Consider the following 17,042-nt stretch of genomic DNA (forward strand, 5'->3'; position numbering starts at 1 on the left):
CATGCCCCAAAAAAGCAAAAGGAACGAGCGCATTCCACTCGTTCCTCTTTCTTATTTACGCGGTACCCGCTTGCTCAGGTCTTGCGCGGCTTCAGCTTCTGCACCTGATAGAAGGTGTGATCGCCGATGGTTGCGACCTGGTAGGCGTTGCGCCAGCTCGGGCTGGCGATCGCGTGGGCGGCGAAGTGGCTGGCGCCCGGCACGATCTCCTTGCGCTGGCCGGCCGGCAGGGCCCAGTTGCGCTCGGCTTCCAGGGCGATCTGCACCGACTCGGCCCAGGCCTCGGTGTTGCTCAGACGCGTACCCGGCGACACCAGGGTCGGCGCGAACTGCTTGCGGGCGGTGACCACCTCGCAGACCGAATCGCCCCACAGGCCGCTGTCGCGGCGACGCAGGGCGACCTCGGCCACGGCCTTCTGGCCGCGGATGGACTGGTCGCGGGCTTCCAGGTAGACGGTGGTGCTCAAACACAGCGAATCGGCGGGCTGCGGCGGAAGCACTGAGGCCAGCCACAGGATCCAGGCGAGTTTCATATTGACTCCTTGCTCCGTTGCGCTGGACCGCACTGGGGCTTCCGTTCCCTCCTAGCGGGGACGGACGACACGGCGTGGACCGGCATGGCGTACTGGGGAGGGCAGCGGCTCTGCGGCGCGCTTTTGCCCCGTGCCGTGAACCGCGTGGACGACGCGGGCGGCGAGGGTTGCCACCTGAAGCGGTGGCGGGAAAGTTGGCGCACGGTAGCCGCGACTAACTAAACGCCCGCTGAATCTAAAAACCTAAGTGCGCGAAAAAACTCAAGTTTTTACTCTGAATAGGCGCTAAGGCCTTGCCAGGGAAGGGTATCTCCGGGGCGCGAGACGCCCCTGGGAGCGTGACGCCCACCACTGTTCAGCTGCCCTGAAAACGCTTTACAGCGCCGCCGCAACCCGGCTGCCCTGGGCGATGGCGCGCTTGGCGTCCAGTTCGGCGGCCACGTCGGCGCCGCCGATCACGTGCACCGGGCGGCCGTCGCCGGCCAGCTGCGCGGCCAGCGGCTTGAACGGCTCCTGGCCGGCGCAGATCACCACATGATCGACCGCCAGCACCTGTTCGCTGCCGTCGACGCGGATGCGGAAGCCTTCGTCGTCCACGCCCAGGTACTCGACGCCGCCCAGCATGCGCACCTGCTTGGCTTTGAGGGTGGCGCGGTGGATCCAGCCGGTGGTCTTGCCCAGGCGCGCGCCGGGTTTGCCGGCGCTGCGCTGCAGCAGCCAGACCTGGCGTGCGGGCGGCTCCGGCCGCGCCTCGGCCAGGCCGCCGCGGTTGTTGCCGTAGCCCAGGTCCACGCCCCATTCGGCGCGCCAGCGCGCCGGATCCAGGCTGGAGCTGTCGTGGCCGGCCGGGTGCACCAGGTATTCGGCCACGTCGAAGCCGATGCCGCCGGCGCCGACGATCGCGACCTTGGCGCCGGGCACCACGCCGCCGCGCAGCACGTCCAGGTAGTTGAGCACCTTGGGATGGTCGGCGCCGGGGAAATCGACCGCGCGCGGGGCGATGCCGGTGGCCAGCACGATCTCGTCGTAGCCGGCCAGTGCGGCCGCGTCGGCGCGCGTGTTCAGACGCAGCTCGACGCCGCTGGTTTCGATTTTGCGCGCGAAGTAGCGCAGGGTTTCGTGGAACTCTTCCTTGCCCGGGATCTTCTTGGCCAGGTTGAACTGGCCGCCGATTTCATGGGCGGCGTCGAACAGGGTGACGCGGTGGCCGCGTTCGGCCGCCACCGTCGCGCAGGCCAGGCCGGCCGGGCCCGCGCCGACCACCGCCACCCGCTTGGGCGCCGCGGTCGGGCGGTAGTTGAGCTCGGTCTCGGCGCAGGCGCGCGGATTGACCAGGCAGCTGGCGTGCTTGTTCTCGAACACGTGGTCCAGGCAGGCCTGGTTGCAGGCGATGCAGGTGTTGATCTCGTCGCTGCGGCGGTCGCGGGCCTTGGCGACCCAGGCCGGGTCGGCCAGCAGCGGCCGCGCCATCGAGACCATGTCGGCCTCGCCCTCGCGCAGGATGCGCTCGGCCACGTCGGGCATGTTGATGCGGTTGGTAGCGATCAGCGGCAGACCCACGTGCGGCTTCAGGCGCGCGGTGATGCCGGTGAAGGCCGCGCGCGGCACCGAGGTGGCGATGGTGGGGATGCGCGCCTCGTGCCAACCGATGCCGGTGTTGATCAGGCTGGCGCCCGCGGCCTCGATCGCCTGGGCCTGGGCGATCACGTCCTCCCAGGTCGAACCGCCATCGACCAGGTCGATCATCGACAGCCGGTAGATGATGATGAAATCCGGGCCGCAGGCCTCGCGGATGCCGCGCACGATCCGGGTCACGAACGCGATCCGGCGCGCGGCGTCGCCGCCCCATTCGTCCTCGCGCTTATTGGTGCGCGGCACGGTGAACTGGTTGAGCAGATAACCTTCCGAGCCCATCACCTCGACGCCGTCGTAGCCGGCCTCGCGCGCGAGCCTGGCGCTGTTGACGAAGGCGCGGATCTGCGCGCGCACACCCATGCCCGACAGCGCGCGCGGCGTGAACGGGTTGATCGGCGCCTTGAGCTTGGATGGCGCGACCTGCAGCGGGTGATAGCCGTAGCGGCCGGCATGCAGGATCTGCAGGCAGATGCGGCCGCCGTGGCCGTGCACGGCCTGGGTGACCTGGCGATGCTTGCCGACTTCCCAGCGCCAGCTCAGCTTGCCGCCGAAGGGCTTGAGCCAGCCGACGATGTTGGGCGCGAAGCCGCCGGTCACGATCAGGCCGACGCCGCCGGCCGCGCGCTCGCCGAAATAGGCCGCCAGCTTCGGGAAGTCGGCGGCCTTGTCCTCCAGCCCCGTATGCATCGAGCCCATCAGCACGCGGTTGGGCAGGACGCAATGGCCCAGGTCCAGCGGCTCGAACAGCTTGGGATACAAGGGGTGCGGGGCGGCGGGGCTTGCGGGCGGGGAGCTGGCGGCCGTCATGCTCGAATACGCTGGCGTATGGAGCGCGCACGATGCCGGTAAAACGGCCGCGATTCAACCACGGCGTGCGCCAGGCGCCCGCGCGCCCGCCCAGGCGGTGCGCAGGCCGGCGCGCGCCGCCGCAACGCTGTATCCCAGACATCGCATCGCGCGGACGATTGACTCCGGCGCGGCCGCCCCTACTCTTATGAGCACCCGAAACCCGGCCACGCCGCCCATGAAGTCGTTCCCGCTACTGATATCGCTGCATGCCCAGCGCGAGAGCGCGGGCCGGGTGCGCCTGCCTCCTGTGATCTGCGAGCGCGTGTCGAGCTGATTCGACCGCGCCGCCGCCACACGATACCGAGCACCCGCAAGGGTGCTTTTTTATTGCCCGTCGTTCGGCCCGGAGTTGCGCTCCGGCGCCGGTTTTCCATCCACCGCAGTCCCGTGCATCCCAAGGAGAACGTGTCGTGAATACCGCGGCCGAGACCGAAACCTAGCCGCGCGCCCCGTCGCCAACCGGGTCGCGCGGCCTCCCGAGTTGGCAACGAATAGCGAAAAATCTCATGAACACCACCACTGTCTCCCGCTGGCGCAATCTCGGCATCATCGCCCACGTCGATGCGGGTAAAACCACGCTCACCGAACGCCTGTTGTGGAAAACCGGCGCGATCCATCGCACCGGCGAAGTCCACGATGGCGCCGCCACCACCGACTTCAGTCCGATCGAGAAGGACCGCGGCATCACCATCGGCGCCGCGGCCGTGCAGACGCATTGGGCGCCGCAGGATCGGGCCGAGCATCGCCTGACCATCATCGACACGCCCGGCCACATCGACTTCGCGATCGAGGTCGAGCGTTCGCTGCGCGTGCTCGACGGCGCGGTCGCCGTGTTCAGCGCGGTCGACGGCGTGCAGCCACAGTCGGAAACCGTGTGGCGCCAGGCGCGCCGGCACGGCGTGCCGATGATCGCGTTCGTCAACAAGATGGACCGGGTCGGCGCCTCGCTGGACTTCGTGCTGGCGCAGATGCGCGACAAGCTCGATGCGCAGCCGTGGCCGCTGGGCCAGGCGATCGGCGCCGAGGGCGAGCTGCGCGGCTGGGTCGACTACGTGGCGCGCGAGATCGTGCTGTGGGGCCCCGACGACGCCATCGCGCGCCGGCCCTGGGACGGCGACGACAGCCGCGCTTACGAGCCGCTGCGCCAGCGCCTGATCGAGGCCGTCGCCGATCACGACGACGAACTCGCCCAGGCCTACCTGGAAGCGCGCGCGATCGACGCCGGCCTGCTCAAGGCCGCGCTGCGTCGCGGCACGCTGCTCGGCGCGGGCACGCCGGTGCTGGCCGGTTCCGCGTTCAAGAACAAGGGCGTGGAACCGCTGCTGGACGCGATCGTCGACTACCTGCCGTCGCCGCTGGATCGGCCGTGGGTGCGCGCCGAGAGCGAACAGGGCGAGCTGGCGCTGGCGCCGGACGCGTCCGGTCCGCTGGCCGGCCTGGTATTCAAGATCGTGCACAAGGATCACGGCGCGCTGTCGTTCGTGCGCCTGTACTCGGGCACGCTGCGGGTCGGCGACACCGTCTGGGCTTCGCGACGCGAACGCGCGCTGCGGGTCGGCCGCCTGGTCGTGGTCCAGGCCGATCGCGGCCGCGACGTCGAGGCCGCGTATGCGGGCGAGATCGTTGCGGTGCAGGGCTGGAAGGACGCGGTCAGCGGCGAAACCTTGAGCGCGGTCGATCGCAAGCTGGTGCTGGACGCGATCCAGGCCCAGCCGGCGGTCCTGTCCTGGCGTCTGAGCGCGGCCAACGCGGGCGATCTGATCCGTCTCGGCCAGGGCTTGGCCAGCCTGGCCCAGGAAGATCCGTCGTTCCACGTCGGCAGCGACGAGGACACCGGCGAAACCCTGATCTGGGGCATGGGCGAGCTGCACCTGGAGGTGATGGTGGAACGCCTGCGCCAGGAGTGGAAGGTCGAGGTGCGCACCGGTTCGCCGCGCGTGGCCTATCAGGAAACGCCGAGCCGCGCCGTCATGGGCGTCGAAGGCAAGTTGTCGAAGCAAAACGGCGGCATCGGACAATTCGCGCGCGTGCTCATCGATGTCGAGCCGCGCACGGACGGTCGTTTCGAGTTCGTCGACCGCACCAGTGGCGGCGTGGTCCCGCGCAACTTCGTCAACGCGACGGAAAAAGGGCTGCGCAGCGCGCTAACGGAAGGCCCGCGCGGCTATCCGGTGGTCGGGCTCACGGTGACCCTGGTCGACGGCGAGACGCATGCGGTGGATTCGTCCGAACTCGCGTTCCAACGCGCGGCGGGCGAGGCCCTGAAGGCGGCGCTGGTGCTCAGCGGCACCACGGTGCTGGAGCCGGTGATGACGCTGGTCGTGGACACGCCCGCCGGCAACGTCGGCGACGTGGTCGGCGACCTGCAACGTCGCTCCGGCCGCGTGCTGGCGATCGACGACCGTGGCACCCGCGCCGATGTCTCCGCGCGCGCGCCGCTGGCGCAGCTGTCGGGTTACACCACCGCGCTACGTTCACTGACCCAGGGACGGGCCTCGGCCTCGCTGGTCTTCAACGGCTACGAGGCCGCGCGCAACGTCTGAATGCGTGAGCTTGTTTGAAAGCGCAGGGGCCGGCATTGCCGGCCCCTTTTTTTTTCTTCAGTGAATTTTCCAATCTCGCATTCCAATAGCTTAAGAATGCGCAGGGCGCGGCAGCGCGAACAGCGAGATTTTGTGGTGTCACTGCCGATCGTCAACACAAAGTCATCATTTTTGGTGCCGGTCAATGTGGACGAATGCGCTTAGCCATCACGTTGCTCCTCCCCGCCTGCCTCCGGAGCGCAGTTGACTGGAGTGATGGAGTCCTAAAAGATGGACGCGACGCGGTCGACTGCGGTGCGGTGGTCAGGCAGCAGCACGGCAGGTCTGAGGTAGGCGCCGATAGCGTCCGTCGCGCACTGCGACAGGGGAATCGTTGCGACAGGAATCGCTGCCTATGCCGCAGCAGCCAGGGAGGCTATGCCATGTCCGACTCGAATACTTCGCGTACCGACGATGCGTCGCTGGCGCTGTGTCTGTCGGGCGGGGGGCTGCGCGCTACGCTGTTTCATCTGGGGGTAATCCAGAGTCTGCGCGCTGCGCGGCGCGGCGACCGGTCGGCGCTTGAAAGTATCGGCGAAATCTATTCGGTGTCCGGTGGCAGCATCCTGGCCGCGCATCTGGTCCTGAATTGGGAAAAGTACTGTGGGTCGGAGGACGACTTCCAGTCGATGGCCAAACAGATCCGCGCGCTGGCCTATCGCGATATCCGTAACCGCGTAGTGCGGCGGTGGATTGGATCGATCTTGCTCGTGCTGCCCAGGCTTCTAGGCCGGGGCAGCCGCACCTATTGGCTGGAAAGGGAATACGAATCGTTGTATCGCGGCGCCAAGTTGAAGGATCTTGCGGGCGACGACACGCGGACCAGGCCGCGGCTGCATATCCTGTCCACCAGCTTCAAGTCCGGGGAAATGTGCAGTTTCTCGGCCGGGCGTTTCGAGATCAGCAAGCTCGCGCGCGACGATCGCCCGCTCCAGTCTGACGGGGCCCCTGCGGAATCGATCCGGGTCGCGTTCGCCGTCACTGCGTCCAGCGCATTCCCGCCAATGTTCCCGCCTCTGCGGCTCAGCGAACGCATGCTGGATAAGGTCGAAGTCTCGGATCTGCAAGGCGTCATCGATCTGTCCGACGGCGGTGTATACGACAACCTCGGCGCCGAAAAGCTCATCCACGACAAGGCTACCGGACAAAGCCGGGCCGACGCTGTCGTGCTGAGTAATGCCGGCGCGTCGTTCCGTACGGAGCAGAATGCTTCGTTGTGGGACATCGTCTCACGCAACGTGCGCGCGTCGGACATCATGATGCGGCGCGTGGCCGACAACACCGATCACCGCATAGCGCTGACAGGGATGCAGTTGGTGGATATCCGCATCCGAGCAGAGGCGGATGAATCCGGTCTGGACTCTGAGACTCAGAAAAAACTCAACAAGATTAGGACCGACCTCGATCGGTTCCCACCGTTGTTGGCGGACATGCTGATCGTACATGGGCATGCTGTAGGGCTGCGTATGTTGCGTAAGGCCGGCTTCGAAGCGCGCGGCTCGGAGCCAATGCGGCCGCAGGCGTCGGCAAAGCGTCTGGGTGACGAGGCTGAGTATGCTGCGAGGCGTGCGGCAATTACTCTGGGCGCTTCCGATTGGACGACCTACGCTCTCAGCGCGTTCGTCCTAGCTTTGTTTACCGCCTTGTTTTGGTCGGCGGCCACGTCTCGGCTCACCTATTTGCTGGCCGAGCAGCAAGAGACGGACCTGAAAGCCGCGCAGATTGCGAGGATTGCGGCTGCCGAAGAGCGTGCGACGAACGAGTCTCAACTGCGCGAAAGGCTGGATGTTGAGCGCAAGACCTTGTTGACCGAAAACGAAGGCTTGAAGGCGAAGTTGGAGGCGATGGGCAAGCCCGTGGCCCAACCGGGTAAGGACAACGCCGACTATCAGGTGTGGATCCAGTTCGCGGGATCGCTCACGCGCGAGCAAATGAAGGAGTTTGGGCGGAGCGTACAACGCAAGTGGCCGAACGCGCCCGGTGCGCAACGTGGCGGCGAACGGATCGCAAGCGCGGCGGGCAAGCGTGAAGTCCGCTACGGCGACCGGGACGATGAAGACGCGGCCCAAAGGCTGACGGCCGATATCGTAGCCACCGGGTTGGTGCCGTCGATGGAAACTCCGAAGTTTATAAAGGGAATTTCACCGCGTTCTCTTGAGATTTGGGTGAGTCCGTAGCGCAGCCCCCCCCCCCTTCGACCGCGTCGAAGGTTCGCCGGAACATAACCAGGTGCGCCGCAGGCCGAGTCCGGTCTTTCATGGCGGCGCCTGCTTCGTGCGCGCGGCTCAAACAGCAGCCGGCCGTAGCCGTAACAGACTCAACCCCATCGCCGCGTAACCGGTGCCGAGCGCACGATTGAACCAGCGCGCGCGGCGCGGCTGCGCGAACCAGCCGCGCAGGGCGCCGGCAAGCACGACGTAGCACAGGTGCGAGAGCACGGTGCAGGCGGCGAAGGTCAGGGTCAGGGCGAAGAACTGCGGCAGCAGCGCGGCGTCGGCGCGCATGAACTGCGGCAGCAGCGCGGTGAAGAACAGGATGCTCTTGGGGTTGGTGGTCGCCACCAGCAGACCTTGCAGGAACATGCGCCGCGGCGCGCCGGCCTGGGCGGGCGCGCGCGCGAACAGGTCGTCGCGAGCGCGCCATTGGCGCAGGCCCAGCCAGATCAGATAGGCCGCGCCGGCCAGCTTGAGCGCGCCGAACAACCAGGCCGAGGTCTGGAGCAGGGCGCCCAAGCCCAGCATTGTGGTCGCCGAGACCAGGAACACGCCCAGGGCGTTGCCGACCGAGCCCAGCAGGGCACGGCGCGCGCCGTGCGTGGCGGTGTTGGACACCGCCAGCAACACCGCCGGCCCGGGGCTGAACGCGGTCAGCAGCGCGAGACTGCAGAACAGCAGCCAGGACGTAGCGCTCATGCGCGCGGCCTCGTCGCGATCACCAGCCGGCCAGGGTCAGCTTGCCGACGGTGCTGCCCGATTCGAGACGGCGATGCGCCTCGCGCAGAGTCGCCGCGTCGATCTTGCCCAGGGTCGCGCTGTGGGTGCCGCGCAGTTCGCCGGCGTCGATCAGCTTGGCGACGCGGTCCAGGATGCGCGCCTGCTCGACCATGTCGGCGGTCTGGAAGCGTGGACGCGCGAACATCATTTCCCAATGGATGCCGATGCACTTGGCCTTGTAGGGGTCGCCGATCTTGAGCGCGCCGCTGGGCTCGACGATCAGGCCGACATGGCCCTGCGGCGCCAGCAGTTCGCCGATCGCGTCCCAGTAGCGGTCGGTGTCGGCCAGGTTCAGCACCGCCTCGACCTGGGCATGGCCCAGCGCCTGCAACTGCGGCAGCAGCGGTTGGCGGTGGTCGATCACTTCGTGCGCGCCCATCGCGCGGCACCAGTCGATCGTCTCCTGACGCGAGGCGGTGGCGATCACGTTGAAGCCGGCGCGGCGCGCGAGCTGGATCGCGATCGAGCCGACGCCGCCGGCGCCGGCGATCACCAGCACGGTCTTGCCGATGCCGCCCTGGTCGGCGTCGTAGGGCATGCGCTGGAACAGCAGCTCCCAGGCGGTGATCGCGGTCAGCGGCAGGGCCGCGGCCTGGGCCGCGTCCAGCGAACTCGGCGCATGGCCGGTCACGCGCTCGTCGACCAGCTGCAACTGCGCATTGCTGCCAGGGCGGGTGATGTCGCCAGCGTAGTAGACGCGGTCGCCGACCTTGAAGCGGGTGACCGCGTCGCCGACCGCGAGCACGGTGCCGGCGGCGTCGTAGCCGAGCACGCGCGGCTGCGCTTCCACGTTCGGCTTGGGCGCGCGCACCTTGGTGTCGACCGGATTGACCGAGATCGCCTCGACCTGGATCAGCAGGTCGTGGCCCTGCGGCGCGGCGGGGTCGGGCAGTTCGACGTCGAGCAGGGATTCGGGATCGTCGATGGGCAGGTAGCGGGTGAGGGCGACGGCTTTCATAAGTGGCTCCAAACGGTTCGGTCGTTGAATGCGGATGAGGGAATCAGAACGCGGACAGCACCAGGCCGCCTTCGGCGCGGATCGCCGAGCCGTTGACCACCGAGGCCGCCGGGCTGGCGACGAAGGCGACCACGCGCGCGATCTCGGCCGGTTCGGCGAAGCGGCGCAGCAGCGAGGTCGGGCGCACGGTCTGGAAGAACTGCTTTTCGAACTCGGCCGCGCTCACGCCCTGTTGCTCGGCGAGCTGTTCGACGAACACGCCCACGCCCTCGGAACGGGTGGGGCCGGCCAGCACCGAGTTGACGGTGACCTGGGTGCCGGCGGTGAGCTGGGCCATGCCGCGCGCCAGCGCGATCTGCGCGGCCTTGGTCACGCCGTAATGGATCATCTCGGCCGGGATCTGCAGGCCCGACTCGCTGGACAGGAACACCACCCGGCCGCGATCGCGTTCGAGCATGCCGCTGAAGTAATGGCGCGACAGGCGCACGCCGCTCATCACGTTGGCATCCCACAGGCGCTGCCATTCCCCGTCTTCGATGTTGGCGAAATCGGTGGGCACGAAGATGCCGAGGTTGTTGATCAGGATGTCGGTCTGCGGCACCGCGGCGATGAAGTCGGCCGCGCCCTGGGCGCTGGCCAGATCGGCGGCGACGCCGCTGAGTTGCGCGCCCGGCACGGCGGCGCGCAGCGAAGCCAGCGCGGCATCGACGCGGGCCTGGCTGCGGCCGTTGACGACCACGGCGGCGCCGGCGCGCGCGAGTTCTTCGGCGATGGCATAGCCGATGCCCGCGGTGGAACCGGTGACGACGGCGGTGGAACCGGAAAGGGAGGCGCTCATGTCGGTGCTCGCGTTAAAGTGGGGAAGGGATTCGAGAACGGGCTGAAGCATCGGACGGCTCAGACCGGCGCGGGGGTGCGCTCGGAGAACATGCCGTTCCAATACGGGTAGTAGGGATAAGGCGGCGTGACGCGGCTGGCGTCGTCGAGCCTGGCGACCTGCTCGGCGCTGAGGCTCCAGCCGACCGCGCCCAGGTTCTGGCGCAGTTGTTCCTCGTTGCGCGCACCGATCAGCACGCTGGACACCGTCGGGCGCCGCAGCAGCCAGTTCAGGGCGATCTGCGGCACGCTCTTGCCGGTTTCGGCGGCGACCTCGTCCAGCGCGTCGACGATGCGGTACAGGCGCTCCTCCTCCACCGGCGGCGCGAAGCCAGCGGTGTCGTGCAAGCGGCTGCCCTCGGGCAGCGGCTGGCCGCGGCGGATCTTGCCGGTCAGCCGGCCCCAGCCCAGCGGGCTCCACACCACCGCGCCCACGCCCTGATCCTGCGCCAGCGGCATCAGCTCCCATTCGTAGTCGCGGCCGACCAGCGAGTAATAGGTCTGGTTGGCGACGAAGCGCGAATAGCCGTAGCGATCGGCGACCGCCTGCGACTTCATCAGTTGCCAGCCGGAATAGTTGGACACGCCCAGGTAGCGCAACTTGCCGGCGCGGACCAGGTCGTCGAGCGTGGACATGACCTGCTCGACCGGCGTTTGCGCATCGAAGTGATGCAGTTGCAGCAGGTCGATGTAGTCGGTGCCCAGGCGCTGCAGGGCGCGATCGACGGCGCGGATCAGATGATGACGCGAGGCGCCGACGTCGTTGGCGCCTTCGCCGGCGCGCAGGCTGATCTTGGTCGACAGGATGACTTCATCGCGGCGGCCCTGGATGGCAGCGCCGAGTATCGATTCGGAGGCGCCGTCGGAATACACGTCGGCGGTGTCGAACAGATTCACGCCGGCCTCCAGGCAGATCTCGATCAGGCGCCGCGCCTCGGCGACGTCGGTATTGCCCCATGCGCTGAACAGCGGGCCCTTGCCGCCGAAAGTGCCGGCGCCGAAGCCCAGGACCGGCACCTTGAAGCCGGAGTTGCCGAGAAAGCGGGTGTCCATGAGGGAGTTCCTTGAGAGTGAAGGCGCGCGTCCGACGCTGCGCCTTGGAATGGGGAGGAAGGAATCAGGCGGCCGGGCAGGCCGCGGCGGCTTGCGGCGCCGGCTTGCGCGGTGCGTCCAGGCGCGCCGCCCACACCGCCAGCACGATGCCCGACACCGTCACCAACGCGGCCACCCAAGTCACCGCGCCCAGGCCCAGGCCTAGGTTGATCACCGCGCCGCCCAGCCAGGCGCCGAGCGCGTTGCCGAGGTTGAAGGCGCCGATGTTGAGGCTGGAGGCGAGGTTGCGGCCGGCGCTGTCGGTCTTCTGCAACACCCACAGCTGGATCGGCGACACCGTGGCGAAGGCGGCGATGCCGAGCAGGGCGACGAAGATCACCGCCGCGATCTTGCTGTGCAGGGCGAAGGTCATCAGGCCCAGCACCACCGCCAGCGCGACCAGGGTGCCGATCAGGGCCGGCGCCAGGCGACGGTCGGCGAGGCGGCCGCCGAGCAGGTTGCCGGCGATCAGGCCGACACCGAACACCAGCAGGATCGGCGACACCGCGCTTTCGGCGAAGCCGGTGACCTGGGTCAGGATCGGCTGGATGTAGGTGAACACGGTGAACACGCCGGCGAAGCCGAGCACGGTCATGGCCAGGCCCAGCAGCACCTGCGGATGGGTCACCGCCTTGATCTCGTCGCGCAGCGCGGCGTTCTCCTGCTGGCCGTTGTCCTTGGGCACCAGCGCCGCGATCACGATCGTGGCGATCACGCCGATCGCGGCCACCGCCCAGAACGTCGCGCGCCAGCCCAAGTGCAGGCCCAGCCAGGCGCCGGCGGGCACGCCGAGCAGGGTGGCCACGGTCAGGCCGACGAACATGATCGAGATCGCCGAGGCCTTGCGGTCTTCCGAGACCAGGCCGGTCGCGACCACCGCGCCCACGCCGAAGAAGGTGCCGTGCGCCAGCGAGGTGATCACGCGCGCGATCATCAGGGTGGTGTAGTTGGGCGCGATCGCACAGGCGATGTTGCCCAGGGTGAAGATCAACATCAGCGCGACCAGCACGGTCTTGCGCGGCAGGCGCCGGGTGGCGGTGGTCAGCAGCGGCGCGCCGACGAACACGCCCAGGGCGTAGCCGGAGATCAGCAGGCCGGCCGCGGCGATGGTGACCTGGAGGTCGGCGGCGACCTGCATCAGCAGGCCCATGATCACGAATTCGGTGGTGCCGATGCCGAAGGCGCCGGCGGTGAGGGCGTACAGGGCCAACGGCATGCGCTGCTTGGGCGCGCCTAGCTTGGAGGCGCCCGTTTCGGAGCGGGGAAGGGCGGGGGATTCCATGTCGGGCATCCACTGGGGAGGCGCGCAGTCTGGAAGCTTGCATCTTTAGCTAAAACCACCAAGATGGCTAATCAGTTTCAATAAATAGTTGAGAATAGGTCATGGACCGAGTCGGCGACCTCGCCCTGTTCCTGCGCGTGCTCGATCTGGGCTCGATCAGCGCCGCCGCGCGCAGCCTGGACCTGTCGGTGGCGGTGGCCAGCCAGCGCCTGAAGCGGCTGGAGCGCGACCTGGGCGTGCGCCTGCTGCACCGGACCACGCGCCAGCTGCACGCCACCCCCGAGGGCGCAGCCTTGGCCGAACAGGGCCGTGCCCTGGTCGAGGACCTGGAGGCGCTGACCGGCGGCCTGCGCCAGGCCGCGACCGACGTCGCCGGCACCCTGCGCCTGACCGCTTCGGCCTCGTTCGGGCGCCAGTACCTGTCGCCGCTGCTGCCCGAATTCCTGGCCCTGCATCCGCGGGTCAAGGTCAGCGTCAATCTCAACGATCAGTTGCTGGACCTGGTGAGTTCCGGCTTCGATCTGGCGATCCGGATCGGCGCGCTCGAGGACTCCAGCTTGGTCGCGCGCAAGCTGGCGCCGAACCGGCGCGTGATCTGCGCCTCGCCCGACTACGTGCGCCGCCACGGCATGCCCAACTCGCCCGAGGAGCTCGCGCGCCACGAGTGTCTGATCCTGGTCGGCAGCCAGGGCCGCCAGGACCTGTGGCGCCTGCACGGCCGCGCCGGCCGCGAAGTCGCGGTGCGGGTGTCGGGGCGTTTCGAAAGCAACCTGGGCGAGCTGCTGCGCGACGCCGCGGTCGCCGGCCTGGGCATCGCCGTGCATTCGACTTGGCACGTCAACGAGGACCTGCGCACGAAACGGCTGGTGCCGGTGATGCCGGACTACGGCGTCGCCGAATCCGGCATCTACGCGGTGATGCCGCAGCGTCGCCTGATTCCGCCGCGGGTGCGCGCGTTCGCCGATTTCCTGGCCGAACGCTTCGGCGAGCATCCGCCCTGGGAGCAGTACGAAATCTCGGTGCCTTGAGCGCCCTGGTCTTCCCCCTTTTGAAAAAGGGGGATTGAGGGGGATTTGCTTTTCGTCTCCGCGCGTGCGGCTCGATCGCGGCTCACGCCGCTCCCACAGAAGGCCTTGCGTCGCGCCGGCCTTCCCCCTTTGAAAAAGGGGGATTGAGGGGGATTTGCTTTTCCCCGCCCTCAATCGAACGCAAACGCATCCAAAGCCAACGAGCCCATCTCGTGCGATCGATGGATCGTGCGCACCGAGGCCTGCGCACCGGCCGCGCCCATCGCCACGAACAAGGGCATCAGATGCTCGACGGTCGGATGCGCATGCCGCGCGTGCGGCGCCTGCGCCTGCCAATCCAGCAGCGCGGCATGGTCGTGCGCGTCCAGGCGCGCGTGCATCCACTCGCCGAACTCGCGCGCCCACGGCGCCAGCGGCGCGTCGCGGTGTTGCCAGTCCAGATCGCCCAGGTTGTGCACGAAGCCGCCCGAGCCGATCACCAGCACGCCTTCCTCGCGCAGCGGCGCCAGCGCGCGACCCAACGCGTAATGCTGGGCCGCGTCGCCGTGCGGCATCACCGACAGCGGCACCACCGGTATCCCGGCCTGCGGGTACATGCGCCGCAGGGGCACCCAGATGCCGTGATCCAAGCCGTGCGACTCGCGCACCTTGGGATGCAAACCGGCCTCCTCCAGGCGCGCGCGGATCGCCTCGGCCAGGCCCGGATCGCCCGGGGCGGGGTACTGGATCTGGTACAGCGGCGCCGGGAAGCCGCCGAAGTCGTGCACGGTATGCGGCTGCGGGTGTCCGCCCAGCATCGGCCGGTCGGTCATGAAATGCGCCGAGGCGACCACGATCGCCTTCGGCCACGGCAACTGCGCGCCCAGCCCGTCCAGGAAGCGGCCGGCGGCGGAATCCTCGATCGCCAGCATCGGCGAACCGTGGGACAGGAACAGGGTGGGCAGGCGGGTCGGAATGTCCATAGCGCAAGGGTGATCCCGCGCGGGGGCAAACACCAGCGCGTTGCGCCGCTCGCTGCGTTCCGTCCTTGGCGTCAAACGCCGGCGCGGCGTTCGCGCCGGCCGCACATGCCGCGCCGCAGACTGACGCTTCCGCCCCCGCCTCACCGCCCCTCATGAACCACGCCGATCCCCGTTCCGCCGTCCGTCCCGACTACGACGCGCCGATGCGCGAGATCGCCGATTACGTGCTCGATGTCCGCATCGACTCCGACGAGGCCTACGCCACCGCGCGCATCATGCTGCTGGATTCGCTGGCCTGCGCGGCCCTGGCGATGGCGCACCCGGCCTGCGTCGCCCATCTGGGCCCGCTGGTGCCGGGCGCGGAACTGCGCGGCGGCGCGCGCGTGCCGTACACCGCCTACGAACTCGATCCGGCCCAGGCCGCCTACAACATCGGCAGCCAGATCCGCTGGCTGGATTTCAACGACACCTGGCTGGCCGCCGAGTGGGGGCATCCGTCCGACAACCTGGGCACGCTGCTCGCGCTGGCCGACTACCTGGGCCGGCGCGCCGAAGCCGCGGGCGGTCGCGGCCTGAGCGTGCGCGAGGTGCTGGGCCATGCGATCAAGGCCCACGAGATCCAGGGCTGCTACGCCTTGCGCAACGCCTTCAACCGGGTCGGCCTGGATCACGTGATCCTGGTGCGCCTGGCCTCGACCGCGCTGGCCACGCGCATGCTGGGCGGCGAGCGCGAGGCGATCCTGAGCGCGATCTCGCAGGCCTGGATCGACAACGGCGCGCTGCGCACCTACCGGCATGCGCCCAACACCGGCCCGCGCAAGAGCTGGGCGGCGGGCGACGCCTGCCGGCGCGCGGTCGTGCACGCGCTCAACGCGGTCAAGGGCGAGGTCGGCTATCCCAGCGCCTTGAGCGCGCCGACCTGGGGTTTCTACGACGTCGCCATGCGCGGTCGCGCGTTCGAGTTCGAGCGCCCCTTCGGCAGCTACGTGATGGAGAACGTGCTGTTCAAGATCAGCTATCCGGCCGAATTCCATGCCCAGACCGCGGTGGAATGCGCGCTGCGTCTGCACCCGCAGGTGCGCGACCGCCTCGACCGCATCGCGCGCATCGAACTGCGCACCCAGGAGGCCGGGCGCCGCATCATCGACAAGACCGGGCCGTTGGCCAATTACGCCGATCGCGATCACTGCCTGCAGTACATGGTCGCGGTGCCGCTGATCTTCGGCCGGCTCCAGGCCGAGGACTATGGCGACGCCATCGCCGCCGATCCGCGCATCGACGCGCTGCGCGCGCAGATGACGGTCGTCGAAGATGCGGACTTCACCCGCGACTACCACGACCCCGACCGGCGCTACATCGGCAACGCCGTGCAGGTGTTCTTCGACGACGGCAGCGCCACCGAGGCGGTGCGGGTCGATGTCCCCGTCGGCCATCGCCTCCGCCGCGCCGAGGGCCTGCCTTTGCTGTTGGCCAAGTTCGAGACTGCGATCCGCGCCCGGCTGCCGTCCGCGCAGGCCGATACACTGTGCGCGCTGGCCCGGGACCCGGCGCGGTTGGACGCGCAGCCCATCACCGGCTTCCTGGGCCTGTTTCAGCCCTGATTCACGTTCGCGGCGGCGCCGGCGTTTAACACGGATGCCGTCGCGAATGTTAGATGCCTGTTAACATGGCTTTCACATAGGCAAACCTAACCTGCGCGGGATGGCGTCGTAAGGCGGCTGTCCTGAATTGGTAGGAACCTCGCAGACGCGGTTTCCAAATTTTTCTGAACCAAGGAGCTATAACAAATGAATAAGAAACTCCTCTGCGCCGCCCTGCTGGGTGGCCTGAGTCTGGCCCAGGCGGCCAGCGCGCAGGATTTCGACGACCGCTGGTACATCACCGGTTCGACGGGCATGAACATCCAGGACAACGACCGCGGCACGCGTAACGCGCCGTTCCTGGGCCTGGGCGTGGGCAAGTTCATCAGCCCGAACTGGTCGATCGACGGCGAGCTGAACTACCAGCACCCGAAGTTCGACGCCGATCAGGACCTGTCGTGGAGCCAGTACGGCGTCTCGCTGGACTTCCGTCGCCACTTCATCACCGAAGGCCGCAACTGGAACCCGTACGCGCTGCTGGGTATCGGCTACCAGCGTTCGGAAGAAGAGTTCAACGCGTTCCCGTCGCCGAACTCGCCGGGCCGCCGTGAAGACGGCAACCTGGCCGCCAAGGTCGGTCTGGGCATCCAGGGCATGAAGTACTTGAACAGG

12 protein-coding genes and 1 pseudogene are annotated in these 17,042 nt (G+C 68.3%); 5 read left to right on the forward strand and 8 right to left on the reverse strand.

The window, feature by feature from the left end; translation table 11 throughout:
- Positions 1 to 74: 74 nt before the first annotated feature.
- Together ASE35_RS00250 and ASE35_RS00255 are read right to left on the reverse strand one after the other, a co-directional pair.
- Positions 75 to 533 (reverse strand): cell wall hydrolase, encoded by a 459-nt coding sequence (locus ASE35_RS00250; protein ID WP_056172412.1) that lies wholly within the window; start codon positions 531 to 533, stop codon positions 75 to 77.
- A gap of 375 nt (positions 534 to 908) precedes the next feature.
- Positions 909 to 2,975, reverse strand: coding sequence for an NADPH-dependent 2,4-dienoyl-CoA reductase (locus tag ASE35_RS00255; protein WP_057162621.1), 2,067 nt, complete (start codon positions 2,973 to 2,975; stop codon positions 909 to 911).
- Positions 2,976 to 3,523: 548 nt separating this feature from the next.
- Here ASE35_RS00255 and fusA point away from each other — a divergent pair.
- Together fusA and ASE35_RS00265 are read left to right on the forward strand one after the other, a co-directional pair.
- On the forward strand, positions 3,524 to 5,560 hold the full coding sequence (gene fusA / locus ASE35_RS00260; protein WP_057162622.1) for an elongation factor G: 2,037 nt from the start codon (positions 3,524 to 3,526) through the stop codon (positions 5,558 to 5,560).
- A gap of 422 nt (positions 5,561 to 5,982) precedes the next feature.
- Positions 5,983 to 7,776: a patatin-like phospholipase family protein gene (locus tag ASE35_RS00265; protein WP_057162623.1), complete on the forward strand. Its 1,794-nt coding sequence runs from the start codon at positions 5,983 to 5,985 to the stop codon at positions 7,774 to 7,776.
- 108 nt (positions 7,777 to 7,884) lie between these two features.
- Here ASE35_RS00265 and ASE35_RS00270 read toward each other — a convergent pair whose 3' ends face one another.
- From ASE35_RS00270 to ASE35_RS00290, 5 genes are all read right to left on the reverse strand, one after another.
- The gene (locus tag ASE35_RS00270) at positions 7,885 to 8,511 is read right to left on the reverse strand and encodes a LysE family translocator (protein ID WP_057162624.1); all 627 of its coding nucleotides are present in this window, start codon (positions 8,509 to 8,511) and stop codon (positions 7,885 to 7,887) included.
- A gap of 19 nt (positions 8,512 to 8,530) precedes the next feature.
- A complete protein-coding gene (locus ASE35_RS00275) occupies positions 8,531 to 9,550 on the reverse strand; it encodes a zinc-binding alcohol dehydrogenase family protein (protein ID WP_057160005.1) in 1,020 nt (339 codons plus the stop codon).
- 43 nt (positions 9,551 to 9,593) lie between these two features.
- On the reverse strand, positions 9,594 to 10,388 hold the full coding sequence (locus ASE35_RS00280) for an SDR family oxidoreductase (RefSeq protein ID WP_057162625.1): 795 nt from the start codon (positions 10,386 to 10,388) through the stop codon (positions 9,594 to 9,596).
- 59 nt (positions 10,389 to 10,447) lie between these two features.
- Entirely contained in the window at positions 10,448 to 11,479 is a 1,032-nt protein-coding gene (locus ASE35_RS00285) for an aldo/keto reductase (protein ID WP_057162626.1), read from the reverse strand.
- Between the two features lie 64 nt (positions 11,480 to 11,543).
- Positions 11,544 to 12,734: an MFS transporter gene (locus ASE35_RS00290; protein WP_057163371.1), complete on the reverse strand. Its 1,191-nt coding sequence runs from the start codon at positions 12,732 to 12,734 to the stop codon at positions 11,544 to 11,546.
- Positions 12,735 to 12,901: 167 nt separating this feature from the next.
- On the opposite strand from ASE35_RS00290, the gene ASE35_RS00295 reads away from it, so the two are divergent.
- Complete coding sequence (locus ASE35_RS00295; protein WP_057162627.1) at positions 12,902 to 13,828, forward strand: LysR family transcriptional regulator; 927 nt, start codon at positions 12,902 to 12,904, stop codon at positions 13,826 to 13,828.
- 170 nt (positions 13,829 to 13,998) lie between these two features.
- On the opposite strand, the gene ASE35_RS00300 is transcribed toward ASE35_RS00295, so the two are convergent.
- A complete protein-coding gene (locus tag ASE35_RS00300; protein ID WP_057160008.1) occupies positions 13,999 to 14,790 on the reverse strand; it encodes a class III extradiol ring-cleavage dioxygenase in 792 nt (263 codons plus the stop codon).
- Positions 14,791 to 14,942: 152 nt separating this feature from the next.
- Between ASE35_RS00300 and ASE35_RS00305 the strand changes: the two genes are divergently transcribed.
- Together ASE35_RS00305 and ASE35_RS21810 are read left to right on the forward strand one after the other, a co-directional pair.
- Complete coding sequence (locus ASE35_RS00305; RefSeq protein ID WP_057162628.1) at positions 14,943 to 16,391, forward strand: bifunctional 2-methylcitrate dehydratase/aconitate hydratase; 1,449 nt, start codon at positions 14,943 to 14,945, stop codon at positions 16,389 to 16,391.
- Positions 16,392 to 16,577: 186 nt separating this feature from the next.
- Positions 16,578 to 17,042 (forward strand): annotated as a pseudogene (locus tag ASE35_RS21810) (outer membrane beta-barrel protein); the annotation flags it as partial.

The organism is Lysobacter sp. Root916, assembly GCF_001429785.1.
In the GTDB taxonomy this organism is placed as follows: Bacteria; Pseudomonadota; Gammaproteobacteria; order Xanthomonadales; family Xanthomonadaceae; genus Lysobacter.